This is a genomic window from Sinobaca qinghaiensis (genome assembly GCF_003610495.1).
In the GTDB taxonomy this organism is placed as follows: Bacteria; Bacillota; Bacilli; order Bacillales; family Marinococcaceae; genus Sinobaca; species Sinobaca qinghaiensis.
The window spans coordinates 659,578-679,534 of record NZ_RAPK01000006.1; the positions used below are offsets into that span (position 1 = coordinate 659,578).

General features: G+C 44.3%; 18 protein-coding genes. 15 read left to right on the top strand and 3 right to left on the bottom strand.

Annotated elements, in window-relative coordinates:
- Nucleotides 1-15: 15 nt before the first annotated feature.
- The 3 genes from ATL39_RS03525 to ATL39_RS03535 all read left to right on the top strand — a co-directional run bounded on the left by ATL39_RS03525 (nt 16) and on the right by ATL39_RS03535 (nt 4,680).
- The gene (locus ATL39_RS03525; RefSeq protein ID WP_120191893.1) at nt 16-2,277 is read left to right on the top strand and encodes a cell wall-binding repeat-containing protein; all 2,262 of its coding nucleotides are present in this window, start codon (nt 16-18) and stop codon (nt 2,275-2,277) included.
- Nucleotides 2,278-2,330: 53 nt separating this feature from the next.
- Nucleotides 2,331-3,452 (top strand): glycosyltransferase, encoded by a 1,122-nt coding sequence (locus ATL39_RS03530; RefSeq protein ID WP_120191894.1) that lies wholly within the window; start codon nt 2,331-2,333, stop codon nt 3,450-3,452.
- Between the two features lie 172 nt (nt 3,453-3,624).
- Nucleotides 3,625-4,680 carry a glycosyltransferase family 4 protein gene (locus tag ATL39_RS03535; RefSeq protein WP_425452960.1) on the top strand — a complete coding sequence of 352 codons (1,056 nt, stop codon included), beginning with the start codon at nt 3,625-3,627 and terminating at the stop codon, nt 4,678-4,680.
- A 125-nt stretch (nt 4,681-4,805) separates the two neighbouring features.
- On the opposite strand, the gene ATL39_RS03540 is transcribed toward ATL39_RS03535, so the two are convergent.
- On the bottom strand, nt 4,806-5,876 hold the full coding sequence (locus ATL39_RS03540) for an acyltransferase (protein WP_120191896.1): 1,071 nt from the start codon (nt 5,874-5,876) through the stop codon (nt 4,806-4,808).
- Between the two features lie 298 nt (nt 5,877-6,174).
- Between ATL39_RS03540 and murJ the strand changes: the two genes are divergently transcribed.
- The 6 genes from murJ to ATL39_RS03570 are packed head-to-tail and all read left to right on the top strand — an operon-like array spanning nt 6,175 to nt 11,962.
- Nucleotides 6,175-7,683 (top strand): murein biosynthesis integral membrane protein MurJ, encoded by a 1,509-nt coding sequence (murJ, locus tag ATL39_RS03545; RefSeq protein WP_120191897.1) that lies wholly within the window; start codon nt 6,175-6,177, stop codon nt 7,681-7,683.
- 10 nt (nt 7,684-7,693) lie between these two features.
- Nucleotides 7,694-8,587, top strand: a complete 894-nt coding sequence (locus tag ATL39_RS03550; RefSeq protein ID WP_120191898.1) for a PIG-L deacetylase family protein — start codon at nt 7,694-7,696, stop codon at nt 8,585-8,587.
- A gap of 41 nt (nt 8,588-8,628) precedes the next feature.
- Nucleotides 8,629-9,999, top strand: coding sequence for an O-antigen ligase family protein (locus ATL39_RS03555; RefSeq protein ID WP_120191899.1), 1,371 nt, complete (start codon nt 8,629-8,631; stop codon nt 9,997-9,999).
- A gap of 32 nt (nt 10,000-10,031) precedes the next feature.
- The gene (gene pssD, locus ATL39_RS03560; protein ID WP_245960904.1) at nt 10,032-10,505 is read left to right on the top strand and encodes a PssD/Cps14F family polysaccharide biosynthesis glycosyltransferase; all 474 of its coding nucleotides are present in this window, start codon (nt 10,032-10,034) and stop codon (nt 10,503-10,505) included.
- Nucleotides 10,502-10,978: a PssE/Cps14G family polysaccharide biosynthesis glycosyltransferase gene (gene pssE / locus ATL39_RS03565; protein WP_120191900.1), complete on the top strand. Its 477-nt coding sequence runs from the start codon at nt 10,502-10,504 to the stop codon at nt 10,976-10,978. The genes pssD and pssE overlap by 4 nt, the downstream gene beginning before the upstream one ends.
- 21 nt (nt 10,979-10,999) lie before the next feature.
- Nucleotides 11,000-11,962, top strand: coding sequence for a GNAT family N-acetyltransferase (locus ATL39_RS03570; protein WP_120191901.1), 963 nt, complete (start codon nt 11,000-11,002; stop codon nt 11,960-11,962).
- A 46-nt stretch (nt 11,963-12,008) separates the two neighbouring features.
- Here the strand turns inward: ATL39_RS03570 and ATL39_RS03575 are convergent, their stop codons facing one another.
- Both ATL39_RS03575 and ATL39_RS03580 read right to left on the bottom strand, forming a co-directional pair.
- Nucleotides 12,009-13,178 (bottom strand): LCP family protein, encoded by a 1,170-nt coding sequence (locus ATL39_RS03575; protein ID WP_120191902.1) that lies wholly within the window; start codon nt 13,176-13,178, stop codon nt 12,009-12,011.
- 257 nt (nt 13,179-13,435) lie between these two features.
- Nucleotides 13,436-14,071 carry a YigZ family protein gene (locus ATL39_RS03580; protein ID WP_120191903.1) on the bottom strand — a complete coding sequence of 212 codons (636 nt, stop codon included), beginning with the start codon at nt 14,069-14,071 and terminating at the stop codon, nt 13,436-13,438.
- Nucleotides 14,072-14,362: 291 nt separating this feature from the next.
- Here ATL39_RS03580 and ATL39_RS03585 point away from each other — a divergent pair, with 291 nt between their 5' ends.
- The 6 genes from ATL39_RS03585 to ATL39_RS03610 all read left to right on the top strand — a co-directional run bounded on the left by ATL39_RS03585 (nt 14,363) and on the right by ATL39_RS03610 (nt 19,954).
- Complete coding sequence (locus tag ATL39_RS03585) at nt 14,363-15,487, top strand: sensor histidine kinase (protein WP_281270878.1); 1,125 nt, start codon at nt 14,363-14,365, stop codon at nt 15,485-15,487.
- 87 nt (nt 15,488-15,574) lie between these two features.
- Nucleotides 15,575-16,279 (top strand): response regulator, encoded by a 705-nt coding sequence (locus ATL39_RS03590; RefSeq protein ID WP_425452957.1) that lies wholly within the window; start codon nt 15,575-15,577, stop codon nt 16,277-16,279.
- 103 nt (nt 16,280-16,382) lie between these two features.
- Complete coding sequence (locus ATL39_RS03595; protein WP_120192018.1) at nt 16,383-17,231, top strand: DegV family protein; 849 nt, start codon at nt 16,383-16,385, stop codon at nt 17,229-17,231.
- 164 nt (nt 17,232-17,395) lie between these two features.
- On the top strand, nt 17,396-18,799 hold the full coding sequence (locus ATL39_RS03600; protein ID WP_120191905.1) for an ATP-dependent helicase ComFA: 1,404 nt from the start codon (nt 17,396-17,398) through the stop codon (nt 18,797-18,799).
- Nucleotides 18,789-19,547, top strand: coding sequence for a ComF family protein (locus ATL39_RS03605; RefSeq protein WP_170146825.1), 759 nt, complete (start codon nt 18,789-18,791; stop codon nt 19,545-19,547). The genes ATL39_RS03600 and ATL39_RS03605 overlap by 11 nt, the downstream gene beginning before the upstream one ends.
- Nucleotides 19,544-19,954: a TIGR03826 family flagellar region protein gene (locus ATL39_RS03610; RefSeq protein ID WP_120191907.1), complete on the top strand. Its 411-nt coding sequence runs from the start codon at nt 19,544-19,546 to the stop codon at nt 19,952-19,954. Before ATL39_RS03605 ends, ATL39_RS03610 begins: the two co-directional genes overlap by 4 nt.
- Nucleotides 19,955-19,957 lie beyond the last annotated feature (3 nt).

The following is a 19,957-nucleotide window of genomic DNA, read 5'->3' on the forward strand; positions in this document are numbered from 1 at the left end:
AGGGGGATATTCAAATTGAAAAAGGGAATAAAGTGGACAGCCGCATGTGCTTCTCTCGCAGCTTTTCTTCAGTTCTTACCGGCAGCGGCTCAGGCAGATACTATAATGGAAGAAATAAAGGTAGAAAAAGACAGCTCCGAAAGTATGGATAAAGGAGAAGAAATGAAGCTGCAAGTACGTAATTCTTCGAACAATGGAACGGTGGAAGTAAACGGAGAAGAGATTCAAACAATAGAAAACGGCTACGTGGAGAAGGTTATTTATACAAACAATCAAGAAGCCGCTTTTATAACCGTACTCTCGCGTTATCAGGGAAATGGTAATATTATGAATGTAGATATTTATAAGTGGAATGAAAAGAAATTGAACACGGTTTATGAAGAAGAAGATATTATGAGCGGCTCTGTAACGGTGGAGGACGATTCGATTGTGATCGGCAGGCCTGACCTGGAGACGGCAGAAAGCCAGGCCGTACCTGAAAAAGTAGAGACTAACACTATTTCTTTTACTGAAGGTGAAGTGAATGAGTCCGGATTTAAGGAAATGAGCCTGGAAAGCTTTAATCAATCATACGCGGAGGAGTCCGGGGAGATGAATACACTGGCCAATTACGATAATCCGTCGTTTACGGAAATCAATGAATTGTTGACGCGAAAAGCCAACCAGCACGGCATTCCGCCTGAACTCCTAAAGGCTATTGCCTGGCAGGAAAGCACCTGGAGACAATATGTAAACGGAGATCCGCTTATTGGTTTTGACGGGAAAGGTATTGGCATTATGCAGGTTACACCGGGATATACAGGGCTGCCGGAAGACGGAACTCCTGAGTTTGAGCAGAGACTTAAAACGGATATCGAATACAATATCGATAAAGGGATCGAAATACTTCTGCAAAAATGGAACTGGACCGGTAAAATCATTCCTCAAGTGAATGATGGATCTAAAGAAGTAGTAGATAACTGGTATTTTGCATTAATCGCCTATAATGGAATTTCCAAAATAAATGATCCAAGAGAAAGATCGAATACGTACCAGGCGAAAATATTCGAACATATGAATGGAAATATGGGCAGCCTGGGGTTAAAACCATTCCCGGAAAATACGCTGAACATAAAATATACAAACCCAAAAAGCCCGAACTTGATGATTTTTACCGATAAAATGAAATACCAAACAACAGCACCCTATACGCGCTCAAAAGAAAATTATAAAAAAGATGATGTTGTTGCGCCTAGAGCGTCAGTGAACATGAGAAATGCTCCGGGCGGAGCTGTAACCGGGAAATTAGATGCAGGGCAGCTTGCAGTTATTTCGGGGCCGATTACTTATCAGGAAAACAGGCTGGTTCATCACGGCTGGTACCAGGTGAAAAATGCTTCCGGAGAAACGGGCTATGTTCCTGCGAGCTATCTTTCCCTGCAGCGTCTTTCCGGGCCGACAAGATATGATACGGCTGTAGAAATTTCAAAAAATGGCTGGATGCAGGCGGAAACAGTTGTTATTGCAACGGGAGAAGACTTTCCTGATGCACTTTCCGGAACGCCGCTTGCCCATAAGTTAAATGCTCCTATTCTTCTCAGCAGTGCAAATGAACTTCCAGCCCGTACAGAAGCAGAAATTAACCGTCTTAATGCAAAAAATATAGTAATTCTGGGTGGAACACAGGCTATTTCAAAAGAAGTAGAGAATAAGCTTAGAAGTACGGGACGATCAGTGGAAAGAATTTCAGGAGCGACCCGTTACGCGACAGCAGGCTTAATCGCTGATAGAGTCGGCGGTTCGGGCGAGTACATCCTCGCAAACGGAAACTCGTATCCTGATGCCTTATCTATTGCGCCTCATGCTGCACGTGAAGGCATCCCGATTCTGCTGACAAGAGAAACCTCGGTGCCGTCAGAAACGGCGTCCAAACTGCGTAACAGCAAAAACATTACAGTAGTCGGAGGGACGAGTATGGTGAGCGGTAAAGTCTTTAACTCGCTCTCCAACCCAAAACGCATCAGCGGATCGACAAGGTATGGTACCGCTGCTGCAGTTATCAACGAACTAAACAGCCCTAAAGAAGCAGGCTTAATAGTCAGCGGGGAGAATTTCCCTGATGCGCTCACAGGATCTGTGCTGGCTGCCAAACAAAACGGAGCACTTCTTTTGACGAGATCCGGCAGCATCCCATCAGAAACGTCTTCCTTAACGAACGACAGTTCTTTTCAAACGATCAAAGCGCTTGGTGGAACAAGTGCGGTAAGCACAAACACAGTTGTGAATTTTACAAGATAACCCAAATACACTGCTCTTTATGGTAAATTAATAACATAAAGAGCAGTTTTTTTATGAACAGCTGCGCAGAAATGAGTGAAAAAATGAGAATTTTAATAATAAGCAATATGTATCCTTCGCAGGAATACCCTACTTTCGGTATTTTTGTAAAAAATCAAGCGAAGGAGCTATCCGGATTAGGTCATACAGTTGATGTTATTTCAAATAACAATCCAAAAATGGGAAAAAAAGAACTGCTGAAAAAATACAGCACATGGATGCTGCAGTTTGTCCGGCCGTATGTAAAGAAGAGCGGCAGCTATGATGTTATTCATGCTCACTACGCTTTTCCGTCAGGAGCGATCGCCAGATTAATGGCAAAAAGGCTTAACATTCCCTATGTGGTAACCTGCCATGGCGGCGACTTAAATAAAATGGCAAATATTAATTCGTTCTTAAAAAACCAGACAAAAAAAGTGCTGGAGGACGCTTCTAAGGTCATTGTAGTCGGCGAAGATTTAAAAGACAAAGTCCTTAATGAATATCAGATTCCCGAAGAGAAAACAGCTCTTTACAGCATGGGCGTAGATTTGGATACCTTTTATCCTGTTCCTAAACACGAAGCCGCCGCCAAAGTGGATTTTAATAAAGATCAAAAGCATCTGCTCTACGTGGGGAATTTAATTGAGGAAAAAGGGGTAATGGATCTTATAAAGGCTTTTCGTCTCATCCATGAAAAAAACGACAGAACAGTTCTTCATCTGGTAGGGCAGCACAAGCAGGATTTCTACCTGGAACGGCTGAAAAAAGAAGTTTCATCAAATCATCTAACACACGCCGTGCATTTTCATGGTCCAAAACCGTACCAGGAGCTTAAAAACTGGATGTCAGCCGCTGACGTATTTATTCTGCCCTCGCACATTGAAGGGTTCGGATTGGTAGCTGTAGAAGCTATGGCATGTGAAGCGCCGGTAGTCGGGACAAGAACCGGGGGACTTTACTACCTGCTCAAAGATGGTGCCGGTCTGCTGGTATCACCGAAAGAACCGGGGGAACTGGCAGAGGCCGTCCATTCTATTTTAGACGATGAATTATTAAAAGAAAAAGTTATTAAAAAAGGACTGCTGAAAGCAAAAGAAAATAACTCGAAGGAGATCGCCAAAGAAATTATTGAGATTTACAGAAACAATAAGTAAGTTTTTTGTAACTAAAAATGTCATTTGCCGTCTAACATAATGGTTCTTAAAGAAAAAATATAATGCAGGAAAGTGCTCTTAACAGCTTTATGCCTATGTTACAATAGATCCATGTGAAAAAAATCAGCTTCAAATAACTTAAAAATGTATTCAAATGAGGAGGATCTTAATGATCACTGCCATTGCACTGATTAGCTGCTTCATGATTTCATTGCTTTTAACACCGGTAGTGAAAAAAGTTGCCTTCCGCATCGGAGCGACAGATAGTCCTAACCTGAGAAAAGTTCACAACAAATCAATGGCTAGACTTGGCGGCATAGCAATATACGCAGCTTTCTTAATCGGTCTTTTGATTTTGCAGCCGGAGAGTGCCTATCTTCCTTATATTTTAGCGGCAGGCGCTATTATCATTGTTACCGGCGTGCTGGATGACATTACCGAACTGTCGGCCAAATATAAGCTGCTGGGACAGATAGCTGCTGCAGGAATTGTTATTGCCGGCGGCGTCCAGATTGATTTTATCAACCTGCCTTTTGGAAGCTCCCTGCAGCTTGGGTGGCTGAGTATTCCTATCACTCTCTTATGGATTGTTGGTATTACCAATGCTATTAATTTAATAGACGGTCTTGATGGCTTGGCAGCAGGAGTATCTTCTATCGTATTGGCAACCATATCTATCCTCGCTATTATTCAGGGAGACATTTTCATCGTAGCTCTGGGTATTGCCCTTTTAGGAGGAACGCTGGGCTTTCTAGTGCATAATTTTAACCCGGCTAAAATCTTCATGGGAGATACAGGGGCCTTGTTTTTAGGGTTTATGATCGCCGTTATTTCTCTGTTAGGATTCAAAAACGTAACTATTTTCTCGCTGGTCGTACCGGTCATTATTCTGGCGGTGCCGATCTCTGATACGTTCTTTGCAATTATCAGACGGATTGTGCACAGACAGCCTTTGTCTGCCCCGGATAAATCGCATTTACACCACTGTTTGTTAAACCTGGGATATTCCCACAAACAGACGGTCTTAATTATCTATGCCATTAGTGCGATGTTTGGGCTGGCAGCTGTGATATTTACGTTATCCACACTCTGGGTTTCTTTAGTGCTTATTTCACTATTGGTAATTGCAGTGGAGATTTTAGTGGAGCAGGTAGGGCTGGTTAGTAAACAGTATCGTCCTGTTCTTAATCTGGTCGATAAAATTTATAATTTCCCAAGAAGGCTTTGAATAAAAACGGTGTTTTGCAGAGTACAAATGCAGAACACTTTTTTATTATTTATAATTAATGGAAAAAGAGTTTATACGTCATCAATAAAAAGCATGCTCCACTCTGGGGCATGCTTTTCTTGTCGTCATTGTTTTTGTTTAGGCACGGTGATAATATACTGGCTGTAAGGAAGTTTATTTATCAGCAGGACGAGAGCTATACTGCCGGCAAGCACCAATGCGTAAGAAAAAGGCAGCCAAACGGCGTTAGTATATAATCCGCTCAGGTAATCATTGCTGACGAATAATACAAAAGGATGAATCAAGTATATACCAAGAGATAGATTCCCTAAAGAGATAACAGCATGCTGCAGCCGGGGAAGTCTGGAGCAGAATAAATACAACGAAGCGCCGGCTAAAAACAGCATGGGAATATTAAAAAAATTACTTTCTCTATTGGATCCTACAAAACCCTGTACAGCATATTCTAGCGCTCCAAAAATAAAAATGAGAAGGCCGATTGAAAGGGAAGTTCTTCTGTATTGAGCCACCCATTTCATAATAGGTCCCCAAAAATAGCTCAACATGCCTCCGATCATAAAAAAGAATATCCATCTGAATAAAAAGGATCTTTCAGAGATAATCATGTCCACATAGGAGTTTCCTATTTCCGGATGGTATCGGACGAGCAGGAAGTTAACTGCAAAGGCAAGGATGAATAGAACGAGATAGCGGTTAAATGATTTTGCCGCCATAATAAGAAAAGGAAAAATGATATAAAACTGGAGTACCACCGACATAAAATAAAGGTGGTAATTCGTTTCGCCCCTTACAAAAATATACACGAAGTCTATGATTTCACCGGGAGTGCCAAGGTTTGGGAACGCTCGAAGCCCTGCAATATCTTTATAAATTATGTAAAATACGCTCCAGAATAAAAATGGAAATAATACCTTTGTTATCCGGGAAGAAGCGAACCGGGAAAGAATAAAATCACGTTTCCGGTATTGATTAAAAAGAAGAAAGCCGCCAATGACCGCAAAAATAGGAGTGCCAAATCTTGTAATCTGGTTCCAAAAATATGTATAAGTCGTAAAATCGCCGCCGTTTGCCTGGGCAAATTGGGCGGATACATGAACCATAACTATCATTAAACAGGCGAGAGCACGAATGAAGTTAATTTCATAAAAAAAGCTTTTCTCCTGCGGACTGTTCATTGTTATACTTCCATCCCCCTTTTTCTATTAAATCGGGTACATACTATTTGAGTATAAGCGATCCGTTCGTAATTAGATATAAATGTATAAAAAGTCAGTAGGAATAGTCTACTGCTCTTTGAAAAAAACGGATTTAATCCGGGAAAGAAGGCATATTTAACGAACAAAAGGAAGTCCGTCACTTGGTAATTATGGTAGAATGAATAAGGAATTTATTTGAAAGCTGCAAAGGAATTTATTTGAAAGCTGCATGGGAAATAATTTGCATCTAATATAGTGAGCGAGAGAGGTTCTAAAGTTGAAAAGAAATTTAGGAATAGCCAGTCTATTGTTGATTGGAGTAACTTTTATACTAAAAGTTTCCGGTCTATTAAGAGATATGACTATTGCTTTTTATTTTGGTGATTCTTATTTAGCAGACGCATATATTGCGGCCTTTATTATTCCAAACATGCTTTTTCTGTTTATGACCAACGGTATGAAGAATGCTCTGGTGCCCAGCTACGTAGATGCGGCGGAGCATAATAGAGGAAAAAAATATTTGAACCAGGTGCTTAAAGGTACAGCTGTTATCAGCCTTGCTCTTTCTTTATTGGGCGTCGTGCTTGCTCCTTTTATCGTACGAACATTGTACAGCGGATTTTCTGAGGAAGCCGTCCAGATTTCGACAGTAGTAACAATTATTTTATTTTCTTCTTTATTTTTTGTTGGTCTGAATTCTGTATTTGAGGCTTACTTTGATGCGGAAAAACGATTTTCTTTATCGATTTTTTCGCAGGTGATCGTTGTGCTTTCCACCATTTTGGGAGCGGTATTATTAGCAGGGGAATTAAGCGTGTATTCACTGGCCTATGGATACCTGGCTGGTACCATTATCTCTCTGTTGTTTAAAATGCCTATTTTAAAAAGTGATAGAATTATAGAATGGAAAAGCAATATAGACTGGACAGAGGTAAAAAAGTTTTATGCGATTTTTATCCCGGTTGCTTTAACCGTTATGGTTGGGCAGATTAACTTGACCGTTGATAATGTATTTGCCAGCCGGTTTTCAGAAGGGGCGGTTACGTATATTAATTACGCTAAAAACCTCGTTCATTTTCCGCAGCAGATATTCGGCATCGCCATAGCGACGGTTATTTTCCCAATGCTTGCAAAAGCGATGTCCAATCATAATAACAACTTATTTAAAAAAGGAGTTGAAGACGGGCTGAACGCTATGTATTTAATTGTTCTGCCTTCTATTATCGGCATGATGCTCCTAATGCCTAATATAGTAGAGCTTTTATACCAAAGAGGGGAGTTCGGCTCCGGGGCAGTATCCAATACAACTATGGTAGCTTATTATTACTTTGGTTCCGTGCTGTTCTTCAGCTTAAATAATGTAATAAACAAAGGCTTTTATACATTGAAAAAAGGCCATTTAATTTTGATCATCGGCGGTATTTCTGTTTTATTGAACATATTGTTTAATTATATTTTTACCTCTATTATTGGCTATAATGGCATTCCTTTGGCCTCTTCCTTTGTAGGGTTATTTTACGCAGGTCTCTGCTATATTGTTTTCTCCCGGCTTATCGGTGGAATGCCACACCTTAAAATAGCAGTGGAGTTTATCAAAATAACAGCAGCGGCAGCAGTTATGACAGGATCTATCCTTTTGATACAGCCTTTTATAACAGATTGGGCTAATATTTTTCAAATTGCCCTCGTGGGGGCGGCAGGAGCGTCCGTTTATGGAGTATCGCTGCTGCTGGTGAAAGCAAAATCAGTAAATATCGTTATAGAACGATTTAAAAAGAAAGAATAGGTGAACCAGCATGCGCTTTAAAGATATCGCAATAAAATCAGCGGGCATTCCGCTGAACCCTATAACAGGTAGTTTTCTAAAAAGGTACTATGCCTCGAAGCTGCCGCTTTGTTCTATGAAGGAAAATGAAAATATTGTCGTTATGGTTCCACACGTTGATGATGAAACCATTGGACTTGGAGGAACTATACGTGCTCATGTAGAAAGTAACAGCAGGGTGCATGTTGTGCTCGTAACAGATGGAAGCCAAAGTGTAAGCGATCTGACAGCAGATGAATTAAAAGCTGAACGACGCAGGGAAATGGAAAAGGTAAAAAAAGTTCTCGGGATTCAACAGGTGAGTTATCTGGATTTAAAGGACGGCGGTATCGTTCCGACAGAGGCTTCCAACAGCAGGCTGAAAGGAATTTTGGAGACAGAACAGCCTGACATTATTTATACGAATACATTTATAGATGCTCATCCAGATCATACGAATACATCTCTAATGCTTGCTGATATGCTTCAAACGGTTCATCTGCAGAAAAAGCCGGTGATTCGTCTGTATGAAATAAACTGCCCGATTCCACCCGAATTCATAAATTGCGTCGTGAACGTTTCCAAAACAATGAAATACAAGAAAAAAGCGATTACTATTTTTTCTTCTCAGGCAATCGCTTTTGACGGATTTATTAAATTAAATAAATATAAAAGGCATCTTGTAAAGAAAAAAAGAATTTCCTACGCTGAAGCTTTTATTGAATTGGACACAGAAGCTTTCATTAAATCAGCTTTTCACATCAAGAGACACGGTTATAATTTTAAGGCTGCTTTTAAACAGGCTAATCGAACAGAAACGCTGTTATGGGCAATCACTAAAAGCCAGGCCTTTAAAAAAGAAGTATATAGAAAATCACTCAGTTAAAATCCGGCATATAAGAATTGTTGTGAGAGGAGCTTCACTTAATGAAAGGTTTACGATTTGAAAAATGGCACTATTCACTCGGTATATTGTTTGCTTTTTACATATTGCTTCAGCCTTTTCTGGATCTGTTTGCATTTGTAGGTATACCTGTTTCCACTTTAATACGGGCCCTTGTTATTCCCTTAGGGCTGGTATTTATTTTAGGATTTTCTTCTGTAAAGTGGACGAAAATCTCATTAATTTACCTGGCTGTGTTGTTCATATATATGGGACTTCACTTCATCAATAACATGATTTTCAAAGACCCAATCAGTATGGGAGAAGAAATTACCTATATTATAAAGACCGTTTACTTCGCGGTCATGCTGATCGTATACATCATGCTGTTCTTTACGTTAAAATCCAGATGGAATATAAAAAAGACTATACCCAAATTCATTTATATTAACTTACTGGTCGTCTCTATTATTGTACTGCTGGCTCATATTACAGGTACCGGACAGCGCAGTTACGGTATGCTGCTTAGAGAAGGCCACACGGGATGGTTTTTCTCCGGAAACGAACTGAGTGCGATCTATGCCATGGGATTCTGTTTCGCCGTATTGTTTTTCCTGAAAACAAAGCGTGGATTGATCAAATGGCTGATGATTCCCGCATTATTTTTGATGATATTAGCGATGCTTAATATTGGAACAAAAGTCGCCTTTGGAGGAGCGGTCATTGCCCTGCTGCTAGGGGTAGTAACGTCCTTCTGGGAATTAATTAAAAAGAAAAAAGGCCTTAATCTTATTATTATCACGGCGCTGACCGTAGTGACACTTGCGATTTCCCCTTTTATGGCTATCGGAAATAATCTGGGGGTTTCCATGGATATCTCCCAGGCCCCGGCAGAAGAAGAGGGAGAGGAAAGCGCTGCTGAAGAAGGTGGAAGTGTTGATTCAGGGGAAACCCCGGAAAATGTTTCGGAAGGGCCTGCTTTAGGACCGATTCAATCCTTTTTCCTAAGTGGAAGAGAAAGCTTTTTCAATGATTCACTGACTCAATTTCAGGCAGCTCCCGTTTCCCAGAAGATTTTAGGCATGGGACGAGGAGGTAATTACGAAGAAACCTCTAAATTCATTGAAATGGATTTTATTGACTGGTTCTTTAATTTCGGATTTGTTGGATTTATTTTATTAATGATTCCGCTGGCAGCAGTTGGCGGAGCCAGCATAGTAAATATATTGAAAAACGGCAGGCTGTTCAGCTTAAACGTTTTATTTTCCGGACTTGCCACGTGTATTGGACTTGGTGCTGCATTTACAGCCGGCCATGTGCTGTCTTCTCCGGGAGCCGGTATTTACCTGGCTGTTGGACTGGCCTTTCTTTTTACAATGTCTATGAAAAAAGAAACTGGAAATAGAAGATGGTAACAAATAAAAAAGGGAGAGGGGCAGGGTCTGCTGTGGACAAAAAGAAAAAAGTAATGATGATTTCTTCCATTGGAGGACACCTCACCCAGCTTCTTCAGCTGGAGCCGGTATTCACGCAGTATGACTACCATATAGTAACGGAAAAATCATCAATCACCCTGGAAATGAAAAAGAAGTATCCTATGTCCTATCTGGTATATGGGGCAAGAAATTACCCAGTACGATACATCTTCAAATTTTCATACAACATTATCAAATCGTTTCTGCTGTTTTTAAAGTACCGTCCGGATGTAGTTATTACGACAGGCACCCACACGGCGGTTCCGATGTGTTACATTGCAAAGCTGTTCCGGAAAAAAGTAGTGTTCATTGAGAGCTTTTCCAAATCTTCTTCAGCTAACCTTTCTGGACGGATGGTGTATCCTATTGCTGACTTATTTGTAGTTCAGTGGGAATCCATGCTGAAAGTATATCCAAAAGCTGTTTACGGAGGGACTATCTATTGATATTCGTTATTCTTGGAACCCATGAACTGCCCTTTACACGCCTGTTAAATGAAGTAGAGCGTTTAAAAAAAGAAGGATTCATTGAAGACGAAATTATCGTACAGAATGGCAATACTCCTTTTAAGAGCGGGTATATGGAACTGCGGCCATTTGTTACATTTGAGCAGATGGATCAGCTGTTTGATGAAGCACGGCTGATTATTACCCATGCCGGTACTGGGTCGGTTATTACCGGACTGAAAAAAAAGAAAAAAGTTATTGCTGCACCGAGGCTGGAAAAGTATGGAGAACATAATGATGACCACCAGCTGCAGTTAACAGAAAGCTTCACGGAACAGGGACATATTCTGAATTGGGGAGAAGGAGACAACCTGCTCGAGCTCATCCACGAGTCCGAAACATTTGAACCCAAACCATTTCAGTCCAAACAGGAGCAGATGTTTTCCGTAATTAAAAATTTTATTGATCAATAATACCTATTCAGGGGAGGTTCCATGTCTATTCGGCTGTATCATCCAGAAGACCGTGAAGCGGTAAGGGCTTTATTTAAGAAAGTGTTTGATAAAGAGCATCCCGATTCATATTGGGAATGGAAATATTCCAGCCCGCCCCTCAAGCCTTTGGTATTAGTATGGGAGGAAAACGAACAGATATTAGGTCATATCGCTCTTTGGGTGATGCCGGCATATATAGAAGGCCGTTCTTCTAAAATAGGGCTTAGAATGGATACGATGGTTGATCCGGAAGCAAGAGGAAAAGGCATTTATAACTATTTGAATCAGGACATGCTGCAGCGGGCTGAAGCAGAAAATATTGTGATGCTTTACGGATTTCCCTCTCCGGCAGCTAACAGCCGGCTGCTAAAGTACACGAACGCCAGCCATCAGGTGAATATTTCCCGCCGGATTTTATATGCTCCTGCCAGATTAAAACGAGGCAGCAATAAAGCCGATGTAAGCCAGTTAACGTTTAAGCCTGTAGCAGAGTGCGGGCCGGAATTTAATGAACTGGCCTCTCAAAATAAAGACCAGTGGCCGGTGCATGTAAATAAGTATGCGGATTTTTTGAACTGGAGGTATTTTCAACATCCGGTTAACTCGTATAAAATGACTGCCTGCTATATGGAAGGAAAGTTAAGAGGATACGTTGTGACGAAAAAAGAAAAGAAAAAAGTAAAAGGGCTGCCGATCGGCATAGGAAGCATTGTTGACATTTCCGCAGGTACGGCAGAAGAATCAGAAGCGTTAGCGCGTGAAGCTGTGTATGAGCTGAAATCATGCCTGGTCGTGCAGACATGGACGCTTCCGCATTCCGGATTGGCAGATTCCCTGCAGCATTTGGGCTTTAAGGAAAAGGACCAGCCGCTTCCTTTTGTCACGCATAATCTTTCCTCTTCCCCATCTTTGGATGACCCATCCAGTTGGTTTATTACCCAGGGTGATGTCGATTCTTTTTAACGGCATAAAAAAAGCGTTTTTCCGATTAGCGGAAAAACGCTTTTTCTTATTCTACTGTAGAAAAGTAGGGTGTTTGTTCGCCTGAAGATTCACTCTGCGGCTGGCTTTCCTGTTCAGCCGGCTGCTCTTCCTGCTCTACAGGAGCCTGAGTTTCAGCCGGCTGTTCTTCAACCGGAGCTTCTCCGGCAGAAGGAGAACCGGAGGTAGGCTGTTCCGGCATATAGGCGTTTGTGCCTTCAATTTCCAGGTGATCGGTTAACGTTTCAGATATTTCTTCGCGTGATCCCTGGTCAAGCTGGTAATAATAGATACCGTTGATTGTAGCGTCTGTGCCCCCGAGCTGAAGGCTTTCTACATCGTCAAGTGAACGGGAATAGCCCTGCAGCGATACCAGGTTTCCAAAGGTGAAGTTCATCCTCATATTCGAACGCACGCTGTCAAACACGTCATCAAATTTATTAATCGAAGAAAACGAAGCGGATTTGTTAATCAATGATTCAATGACTATCTGCTGGCGTTCGCCTCGACCAAGATCTCCACGGGGATCCTGCTTTCTCATGCGGACAAAAGCCAGTGCTTCTTCTCCATTTAAGGTCTGTTCGCCTTCTTCAATTTGAATAGCATTAGGGTTGCTTTCACTGTCCTGCTCGGTAAAAGCGAGCGGAGAGTCGACTTCAATACCTCCAAGGGCATCAACGATTTCGACAAAAGCGATAAAATCAAGCTTTATATAATAATCCACGGGGATATTAAAAAGGTTTTCTACACTTTCAATAGCAAGATCAGTTCCACCGTATGCATGGGCATGGGTGATTTTATCTTCGCCCCGGCCGGGGATATTAACTAAAGAGTCTCTCGGGATACTGGTAGTCTTAACTGTTTTTTCATCTTTATTAAATGTAGCAAGCACCATTGCATCTGTGCGGCCTTCCAGATTGGAGCCGTCTCTGTCATCAACGCCCATAATCAGGACGGAAAAGTTATCTTCCTGCAGATCAACGGCTTCTGTACGCAGATCTGATTTTTCGCCTCGTTCGAGTTCTTCCTGGGTATCGGCGGTAACGCTGCTGAGCTGGATAAGGAAATAGCCGGCTGCAACCGCTACGGCTAATACTCCAAGGATTCCGAGAAGACCGAAAATTTTAATTATTCTCCGGCGGCGGCGTACCTTTTTATTCCGGCGCTGGAGTCTTGTTTGTTCATTTATATCTGCCATTTAGTTAACTGCTCCCTCACATATGATGTTCTAGTATTTTCCCAAGCTGTCGTATAGATGGAGCTTCCTTATGAATGTCTACTCAAGGCCTGTGCTCCTTTACGGCTTTTTCACGGCAAACAGCCACTTCTCTTCATTCTACAGAAAGACCTTCAGATAGTAAATATGGGATATGTATATTCAATTTCCTCTATGTAAGACGCTGTAACAAAACAATAGTTACAAAAAAAGAATAATCCTTTTTTTTAGAGAAAGGATTATTCAAGTGTTCGTTCAAGAAAAGCGGTATTTCCTTCTTTAACCTCTGCCTGGCCGTTGGATAGTTCAGTGATCCAGGCGGTAAAGGTTTCTGTTTCTGCCGCCGCCACATACGTATCTATATGCACGTTTTCCTCGTAGCGGATGTCCTTCAGCTGGTAGGAGGAACGGCGGATATCGTTTTCGAGTTTTCCGAGCAGGGTGTAATCTGCCGTTACGGTCATAATCTGCGTGCGGATGCGTTCGACAACACCGACAGCCGAGATGGCCTCGGTAACCGAAGAACCGTAGGCACGGATTAAGCCGCCGGCGCCGAGCTTGATGCCGCCGAAATATCTGGTTACAACAACGACCGTGTTTTTCAGCTTCTGCTTTTTGAGCACGTCGAGCATGGGGACCCCGGCTGTGCCGCTTGGCTCTCCGTCATCATTTGCTTTTTGGATGTGATCCTGCTCGCCGATAAGGTAGGCCGAGCAGTTATGATTGGCATTTTTATGCTCCTTTTTAACCTCTTCTATAAAAGACTGCGCCTCCTCTTCTGTGTAGGCGCGCCGGACGAAAGTAATAAACCGGGATTTCTGGATAACAATTTCGTGGGTTCCGGGCTGTTTAACGGTGTAATAAGATGTAAGCATATGGTAACTCCTTCTAGTTATGTCATCACACTATAATCATATTGTAAAACAACGTAAAAATAATAAATGTTATGATTTATAAAGACATTTTACGAGAATGTTAATAAAATAGGAACAAATTATTTTTTTAAAACCTGTAATAGGTAATTCAGAATGTGCTAAACTAATCATAGCAAAGCGTTATTTTTTGTAGAGGCTGAGAAGCCGGAAAGAAAATACGCAGGCTAAAAAATCATTCTTTCCCCCTTGGAATACATTAGGTAAAGGATGTAAAAAGGGTGAGGGGTATCCTTGGTATGGAAACCTGCTTTAGATGAAGTAGTAAAGAAAATGCTCGGTACTGTGGACCTAAGCAAACGCCAGCTTTTTGATATCGGCGAGCAGTCGCGGTCCGAATTTGACGCATTGAATGATGAATTAAGAGAGATAAAGAAAAAAGTAGCAGCAACGATTGAAGCTTCGGACAAAATGGAAATCCGTGCCCGTATTGCAAGAAACAGATTAGCGCAGATGAGCCGGACTTTCAAGGAATACAGCGACAAAGATGTTCAGAATGCCTATGAGAAAGCAAATGCTCTTCAGGTAGAGCTTGCTGTTGTGCGCCAGGAAGAGAAGCAGCTGCGGGAGCGGCGCGATTATATTGAACGCCGGCTCGTGCTTCTGCAGGAACAGATCGGCAAAGCCGAAACGCTCATTCACCAGGTGTCGGTCGTGTATAACTTTTTGGACGGAGATTTAAAAGATGTTGGGGAACTGGTGGCAAACGCGAAAGAGAAACAGCGTTTCAGCTTAAAAATTATTGAAGCACAGGAAGAAGAACGAAAGAAAGTCGCCCGGGAAATTCATGACGGCCCGGCGCAGATGCTGGCAAACGTCATGCTGCGATCCGAGCTTGTCGAGCGCGTGTATAACGATAAGGGCATTGAACCTGCTCTTGAGGAAATAAGGGATGTGCGTTACCTGATCCAGGACAGCCTGGCAGAGGTGAGGCGCATCATTTATGACCTCCGCCCGATGGCACTCGATGATCTCGGCCTGGTTCCGGCCCTGCGGAAATACCTGCAGACGGTGGAGGAACGCACCGGCATGACGATCTATTTCCGGGAGCTCAGCACAGCGCTGCGGCTTCCCCCGCATGTAGAAATTGCGTTATTCCGCTTAATTCAGGAAGCAGTTCAGAACACGTCCAAGCATGCAGAAGCTGATATGGTCCGCGTCAATCTGGAAGTGGGAAACGATTTTGTGACCGCTTTAATTAAAGATAACGGCAAGGGATTTGAAACAGAAAAGTCAAAGGAAAATTCATTTGGCATTGTCGGCATGAAGGAAAGAGTACTGGCCCTTAATGGGGAAATGCGCGTTCAGTCGGAACCTGGAAAAGGAACCACGGTGATCATTAAGATACCGCTGGAATGAAAAGTTAATAAAATGAGCGGCTGAAACATGCTGGACACATAGTTCTACTAGACTATGCCGAGGTATGTATTCGAAAGGATGAATGTGATGATACAAGAGCATATTAAGTTAGTATTAATAGACGACCACCAGCTGTTCCGCGAAGGTGTAAAGCGAATTTTAAACATGGAAGATAATTTTGAGGTAGTCGGAGAAGGCGATGACGGCGAGCAGGCAGTTTCCCTTGTCGAAGAAAACGAACCGGACGTTGTGCTGATGGACATTAATATGCCCAATATCAACGGCGTTGAGGCGACCAGACAGCTTCTTGACCGCTTCCCAAAAGTGAAAGTCCTGATCCTTTCAATTCATGACGATGAAACATACGTCACCCACGTTCTGAAATCAGGGGCTTCCGGCTATCTGCTCAAGGAAATGGATGCCGATGCGCTGATTGAAGCCGTAAAAGTAGTCGGATCCGGGGGCGCCTATATTCATCCAAAGGTCACCCAGAACCTGATTAAGGAATACCGCCGCCTGGCCCTTGGCACAGAAGGCGAAATGGAGCCGGAGGAAATCGGCTACCGGGAAGTGGAATACCGCAAGCCGCTTCATATCCTGACAAGACGCGAGTGCGAAGTGCTTCAGCTGATGACAGACGGCTACAGCAACCGCATGATCGGAGAAGCGCTCTATATCAGTGAAAAAACGGTGAAAAACCACGTAAGTAATATTCTGCAGAAAATGAACGTAAATGACCGTACCCAGGCCGTGGTCGAAGCCATCAAAAAAGGCTGGGTCAAAGTCAGATAAGGCAGACGCTATAAAGTAAAGGAAGCCGGAGGTGTCATGCATCTTCGGCTTTTCTTATCCTGACGGAAAGAAATTCCATTCTATAATAAAGCGAGGAACGAGTATGCCGCAGATTGCAATTGTTACCGACAGCACGGCCTATTTGGCAGATGAAGTGAAAGAGGCCCACCACATATCCGTCATTCCATTGAGTGTCGTATTTGGAGAAGACGCCTACCGGGAAGAAATAGATATTTCCAAAGATGACTTTCTGGAGAAAATGAATAATGCAGACAGCCTGCCGACGACCTCTCAGCCGCCTATCGGCGAATTCACTGCCCTTTTTGAAGAGCTCAGTAAGGAATATGAAGCTATTATTTCGATCCATTTGTCCAGCGGTGTCAGCGGTACGTATCAGACCGCCTGTGCTGCCGCAGAGCAGGTGAGCGATAAAGTAGAAGTATACTGCTTTGATTCGGAAATCAGCTGTATGCCGCAGGGGTTCTATGCGATCCGCGCGGCGGAGATGAGCGAAGCAGGCCACACCGTGGATGAAATTCTTGATGTACTTTCCGATATGAGAAAGCGGACGAAGGCGTATTTTGTCGTAGACAACCTAAATCACCTCCACCGCGGCGGACGCCTGAACGGAGCGCAGGCGATTGTAGGAAGCCTTCTGCAGATTAAGCCCGTACTCCACTTTGAAGACACGAAAATTGTGCCATTTGAGAAAGTGCGGACCGCGAAAAAAGCAATTGCCCGCATTTATGATATTTTTGCCGATGATATTAAAAACAGTACGTCGGTCCAGGCTACCGTGATTCATTCCAACCGACCGGAAAAAGCGGAACAAATGAAAGAAGAACTTTCCCAGGCCCACCCACAGGCAAACATCGTTGTCAGTGAGTTTGGACCGGTCATCGCCACCCACCTCGGCGAAGGCGCGCTTGCGCTCGGCTGGTACAGTAAGTAATAAGAAGCGGCAGGCACCCGTCTGCTGCTTTCCTCATATAAACCCCCTCAAAGGAGTGACCCCCGATACGTATCCATTCATTTCTCTCCAAATCAGGAGAAACACGCTACCTTCCTGTAACGAACGATCCCTCAGCTCCAAGAAGTATAGATAGTTTACCTGCGGTGTCCCCGATACAAGGGGACGCCGATTTTAACCATCCTTCCTATAACGAAATCTGCACGCGTCTTGCCGGACGCGATCTTCTGCTGGAGGAAATCGGCGAACCGCTGGAGGTTCTGCTTCCTTTTCTACAGGCAGGGCATATAGTGATGCGCCCCGGCTTATCGAAATCGGGGAAAGGCTGGCTCTGTCACCGCTGTCTGGAAAGCGATCCCGGATTGTTTGCCGCATTTTCCTGCGCTCGCTGCGGGCAGGTCTGCACGTACTGCCGTACCTGCCTGGAGATGGGGCGGATAGACACGTGCGGGGTGCTGTTCTCCTGGAACGGCCGCGCACCGCTTCCCGAAGGCACCGCCTCTCTGCAGTGGCAGGGGGAGCTATCTCCGGGCCAGCAGAAAGCATCCAACGCGCTTTGCCGGGCCGTTGCGGATGGCACGGAGCTGCTTATCTGGGCCGTCTGCGGCGCGGGAAAAACAGAAATCCTTTTCCGGGGGATAGAAGACGCCTGCCTCAGCCGCAGGCGGATTCTTCTCACTACGCCGCGCGCCGAGGTGGTGATGGAGCTCCTCCCACGGATTCGAGCGGCCTTTCCGGGATTGATCGTGAAAGGCCTCTACGGCGGCAGTGAAGAGCGCTTCGGCTACGCTGATATTCACATAGCCACCACTCATCAGACAAGACGGTTCCGTGATGCCTTTGACGTGGTTATTATTGATGAAATTGATGCGTTTCCCTTCTCCTACGATCCCTCTCTTAAGCAGGCGGTCGACAAGGCAGCCAAATCCGGCGCCGCCAGGATTTATTTAACTGCCACCCCCTCCAGGCTGTTAAAAAAACAGGCGCGGGACGGAAAGCTTCCCTTTATACAAATCCCGCGCCGCTATCACGGCTATCCCCTTCCCGTACCGACACTCAAATGGATAGGAAACTGGAAAAAAGCATTAAAAAAAGACCGGATCCCGCCGGCACTGCTCGCCTGGTGCGAAAAAAAGACGTCCGCCGGTGTACCGGTATTTGTCTTTGTCTCTTCTGTCGAACAGGCGGAAACAGCGGCACGGCTGCTTGCAGAAAAGTGGGAAGGTACGATCGGCGTACACGCCGCAGATCCGCGGCGCCACGAAAAAATCCAGCTGTTCCGCAATAAAAAAGCGCCGATTTTAGTGACGACGACCATTCTGGAACGCGGCGTTACGATTAAAGGGGCAGAAGCGGCGGTGCTTGGCGCCGAAGAAAGCATATTTGACGAAAAGGCGCTCGTGCAGATTGCCGGAAGGGTGGGAAGAAGCAAAGACCAGCCGGAGGGGGACGTGATGTATTTCCATTACGGAAAAACGAGCGCGATGCTGGAGGCGGTCCGTCATATTCAGACGATGAACAAACAAGGGAGCAATGCACATGGGGAGTAAGCGCCGCTGTTTATACTGTATGGAACCAAGGCAGGAGCAGCTCTCCTGGCACGGGCTGATCAGCCGTGCCGATGACCCGGTCTGTCCGGACTGCCGGGCATTATTTACGATGCTGATGTCCCGGGACTGCCGGATCTGCGGCCGGGAAAAAGATGAACAGAGCGCACCGTTTTTTCAGGATACGCGCTGCGGCGACTGCGTAGCGTGGGGAGAAAAAGACATAGGACGTGCTCTTGATCATAACATTTCCCTGTACCGGTATGATAAAGCCATGCAGCAGTGGATGGCACGCTGGAAATACCGCGGGGACCCGGCGCTTACAGCTGTGTTTCAAAAAGAATGGGTCCAGATCTGGCGACGCTCTTACGCTTCCTGGAAGGTTATGGCACTGCCTGCCGGTCCCGGCAGAACGCAGGAAAGAGGCTTCAATCAGGCCGTCCTGCTGGCGGATATGCTGCCGGGGGATAGGCTGAACGGACTAGAAAAAAAAGATGAGCCGAAAAAACAGAGCAAAAGTACTAAAAATCAAAGAGAAAGCCTGTTCTATCAACCTTTTTATATGAACAATCAGGAAAAAATTAGATTTAATGGTGAAAAAATTCTGCTGGTGGACGATATATATACTACAGGGACCACCGTCAGAAAAGCAGCGTCTGTTCTGCGGAGTGCGGGAGCGGAGCGGGTTGCTTCATTTACGCTTGCACGAAGTACGGGTACCCTTTCCAGAAAAGAGGAGAAAGCCCAATGAACCAGCTTGAAAACTGCAGCGTCTGCGAGCAGCTTTATGTACGAACCGTACGGGACATCTGCCCGCCCTGCCATAAAAAACGCGAAGATCGGTTTCAGGCGGTCTACCAGTTTATTCGTAAAAAGCAGAACCGCCAGGCCACGATGGCCGATATTTCCGAAGCCATTGGGGTGGAGGAAAAAGAAATTATTCAGTTTATTAAAGAAGGCAGGCTGGAGCTGAAATCTTTTCCACAGCTGTTTTATCCATGTGCATCCTGTGGAGAAGGCATCCGCGATGGGAAAATCTGCAGCAGCTGCCATACCCGATTGAAAACGGATCTGGAACAGGAAACGTACGAACAAAAGCGCACAGATCGGCTTCGGGAAGAACAATCCAACATTTACCGGTCGAAACCTATCCGGTAGTCG

Bases quoted from the DNA above. Each gene is read 5' to 3' on its own strand.
- ATL39_RS03530 (WP_120191894.1), top strand. From the start codon at position 2,331: ATGAACAGCTGCGCAGAAATGAGTGAAAAAATGAGAATTTTAATAATA.
- ATL39_RS03540 (WP_120191896.1), bottom strand. From the start codon at position 5,876: ATGAACAGTCCGCAGGAGAAAAGCTTTTTTTATGAAATTAACTTCATT.
- ATL39_RS03550 (WP_120191898.1), top strand. From the start codon at position 7,694: ATGCGCTTTAAAGATATCGCAATAAAATCAGCGGGCATTCCGCTGAAC.
- ATL39_RS03555 (WP_120191899.1), top strand. From the start codon at position 8,629: ATGAAAGGTTTACGATTTGAAAAATGGCACTATTCACTCGGTATATTG.
- ATL39_RS03570 (WP_120191901.1), top strand. From the start codon at position 11,000: ATGTCTATTCGGCTGTATCATCCAGAAGACCGTGAAGCGGTAAGGGCT.
- ATL39_RS03575 (WP_120191902.1), bottom strand. From the start codon at position 13,178: ATGGCAGATATAAATGAACAAACAAGACTCCAGCGCCGGAATAAAAAG.
- ATL39_RS03580 (WP_120191903.1), bottom strand. From the start codon at position 14,071: ATGCTTACATCTTATTACACCGTTAAACAGCCCGGAACCCACGAAATT.
- ATL39_RS03590 (WP_425452957.1), top strand. From the start codon at position 15,575: ATGATACAAGAGCATATTAAGTTAGTATTAATAGACGACCACCAGCTG.
- ATL39_RS03595 (WP_120192018.1), top strand. From the start codon at position 16,383: ATGCCGCAGATTGCAATTGTTACCGACAGCACGGCCTATTTGGCAGAT.
- ATL39_RS03605 (WP_170146825.1), top strand. From the start codon at position 18,789: ATGGGGAGTAAGCGCCGCTGTTTATACTGTATGGAACCAAGGCAGGAG.
- ATL39_RS03610 (WP_120191907.1), top strand. From the start codon at position 19,544: ATGAACCAGCTTGAAAACTGCAGCGTCTGCGAGCAGCTTTATGTACGA.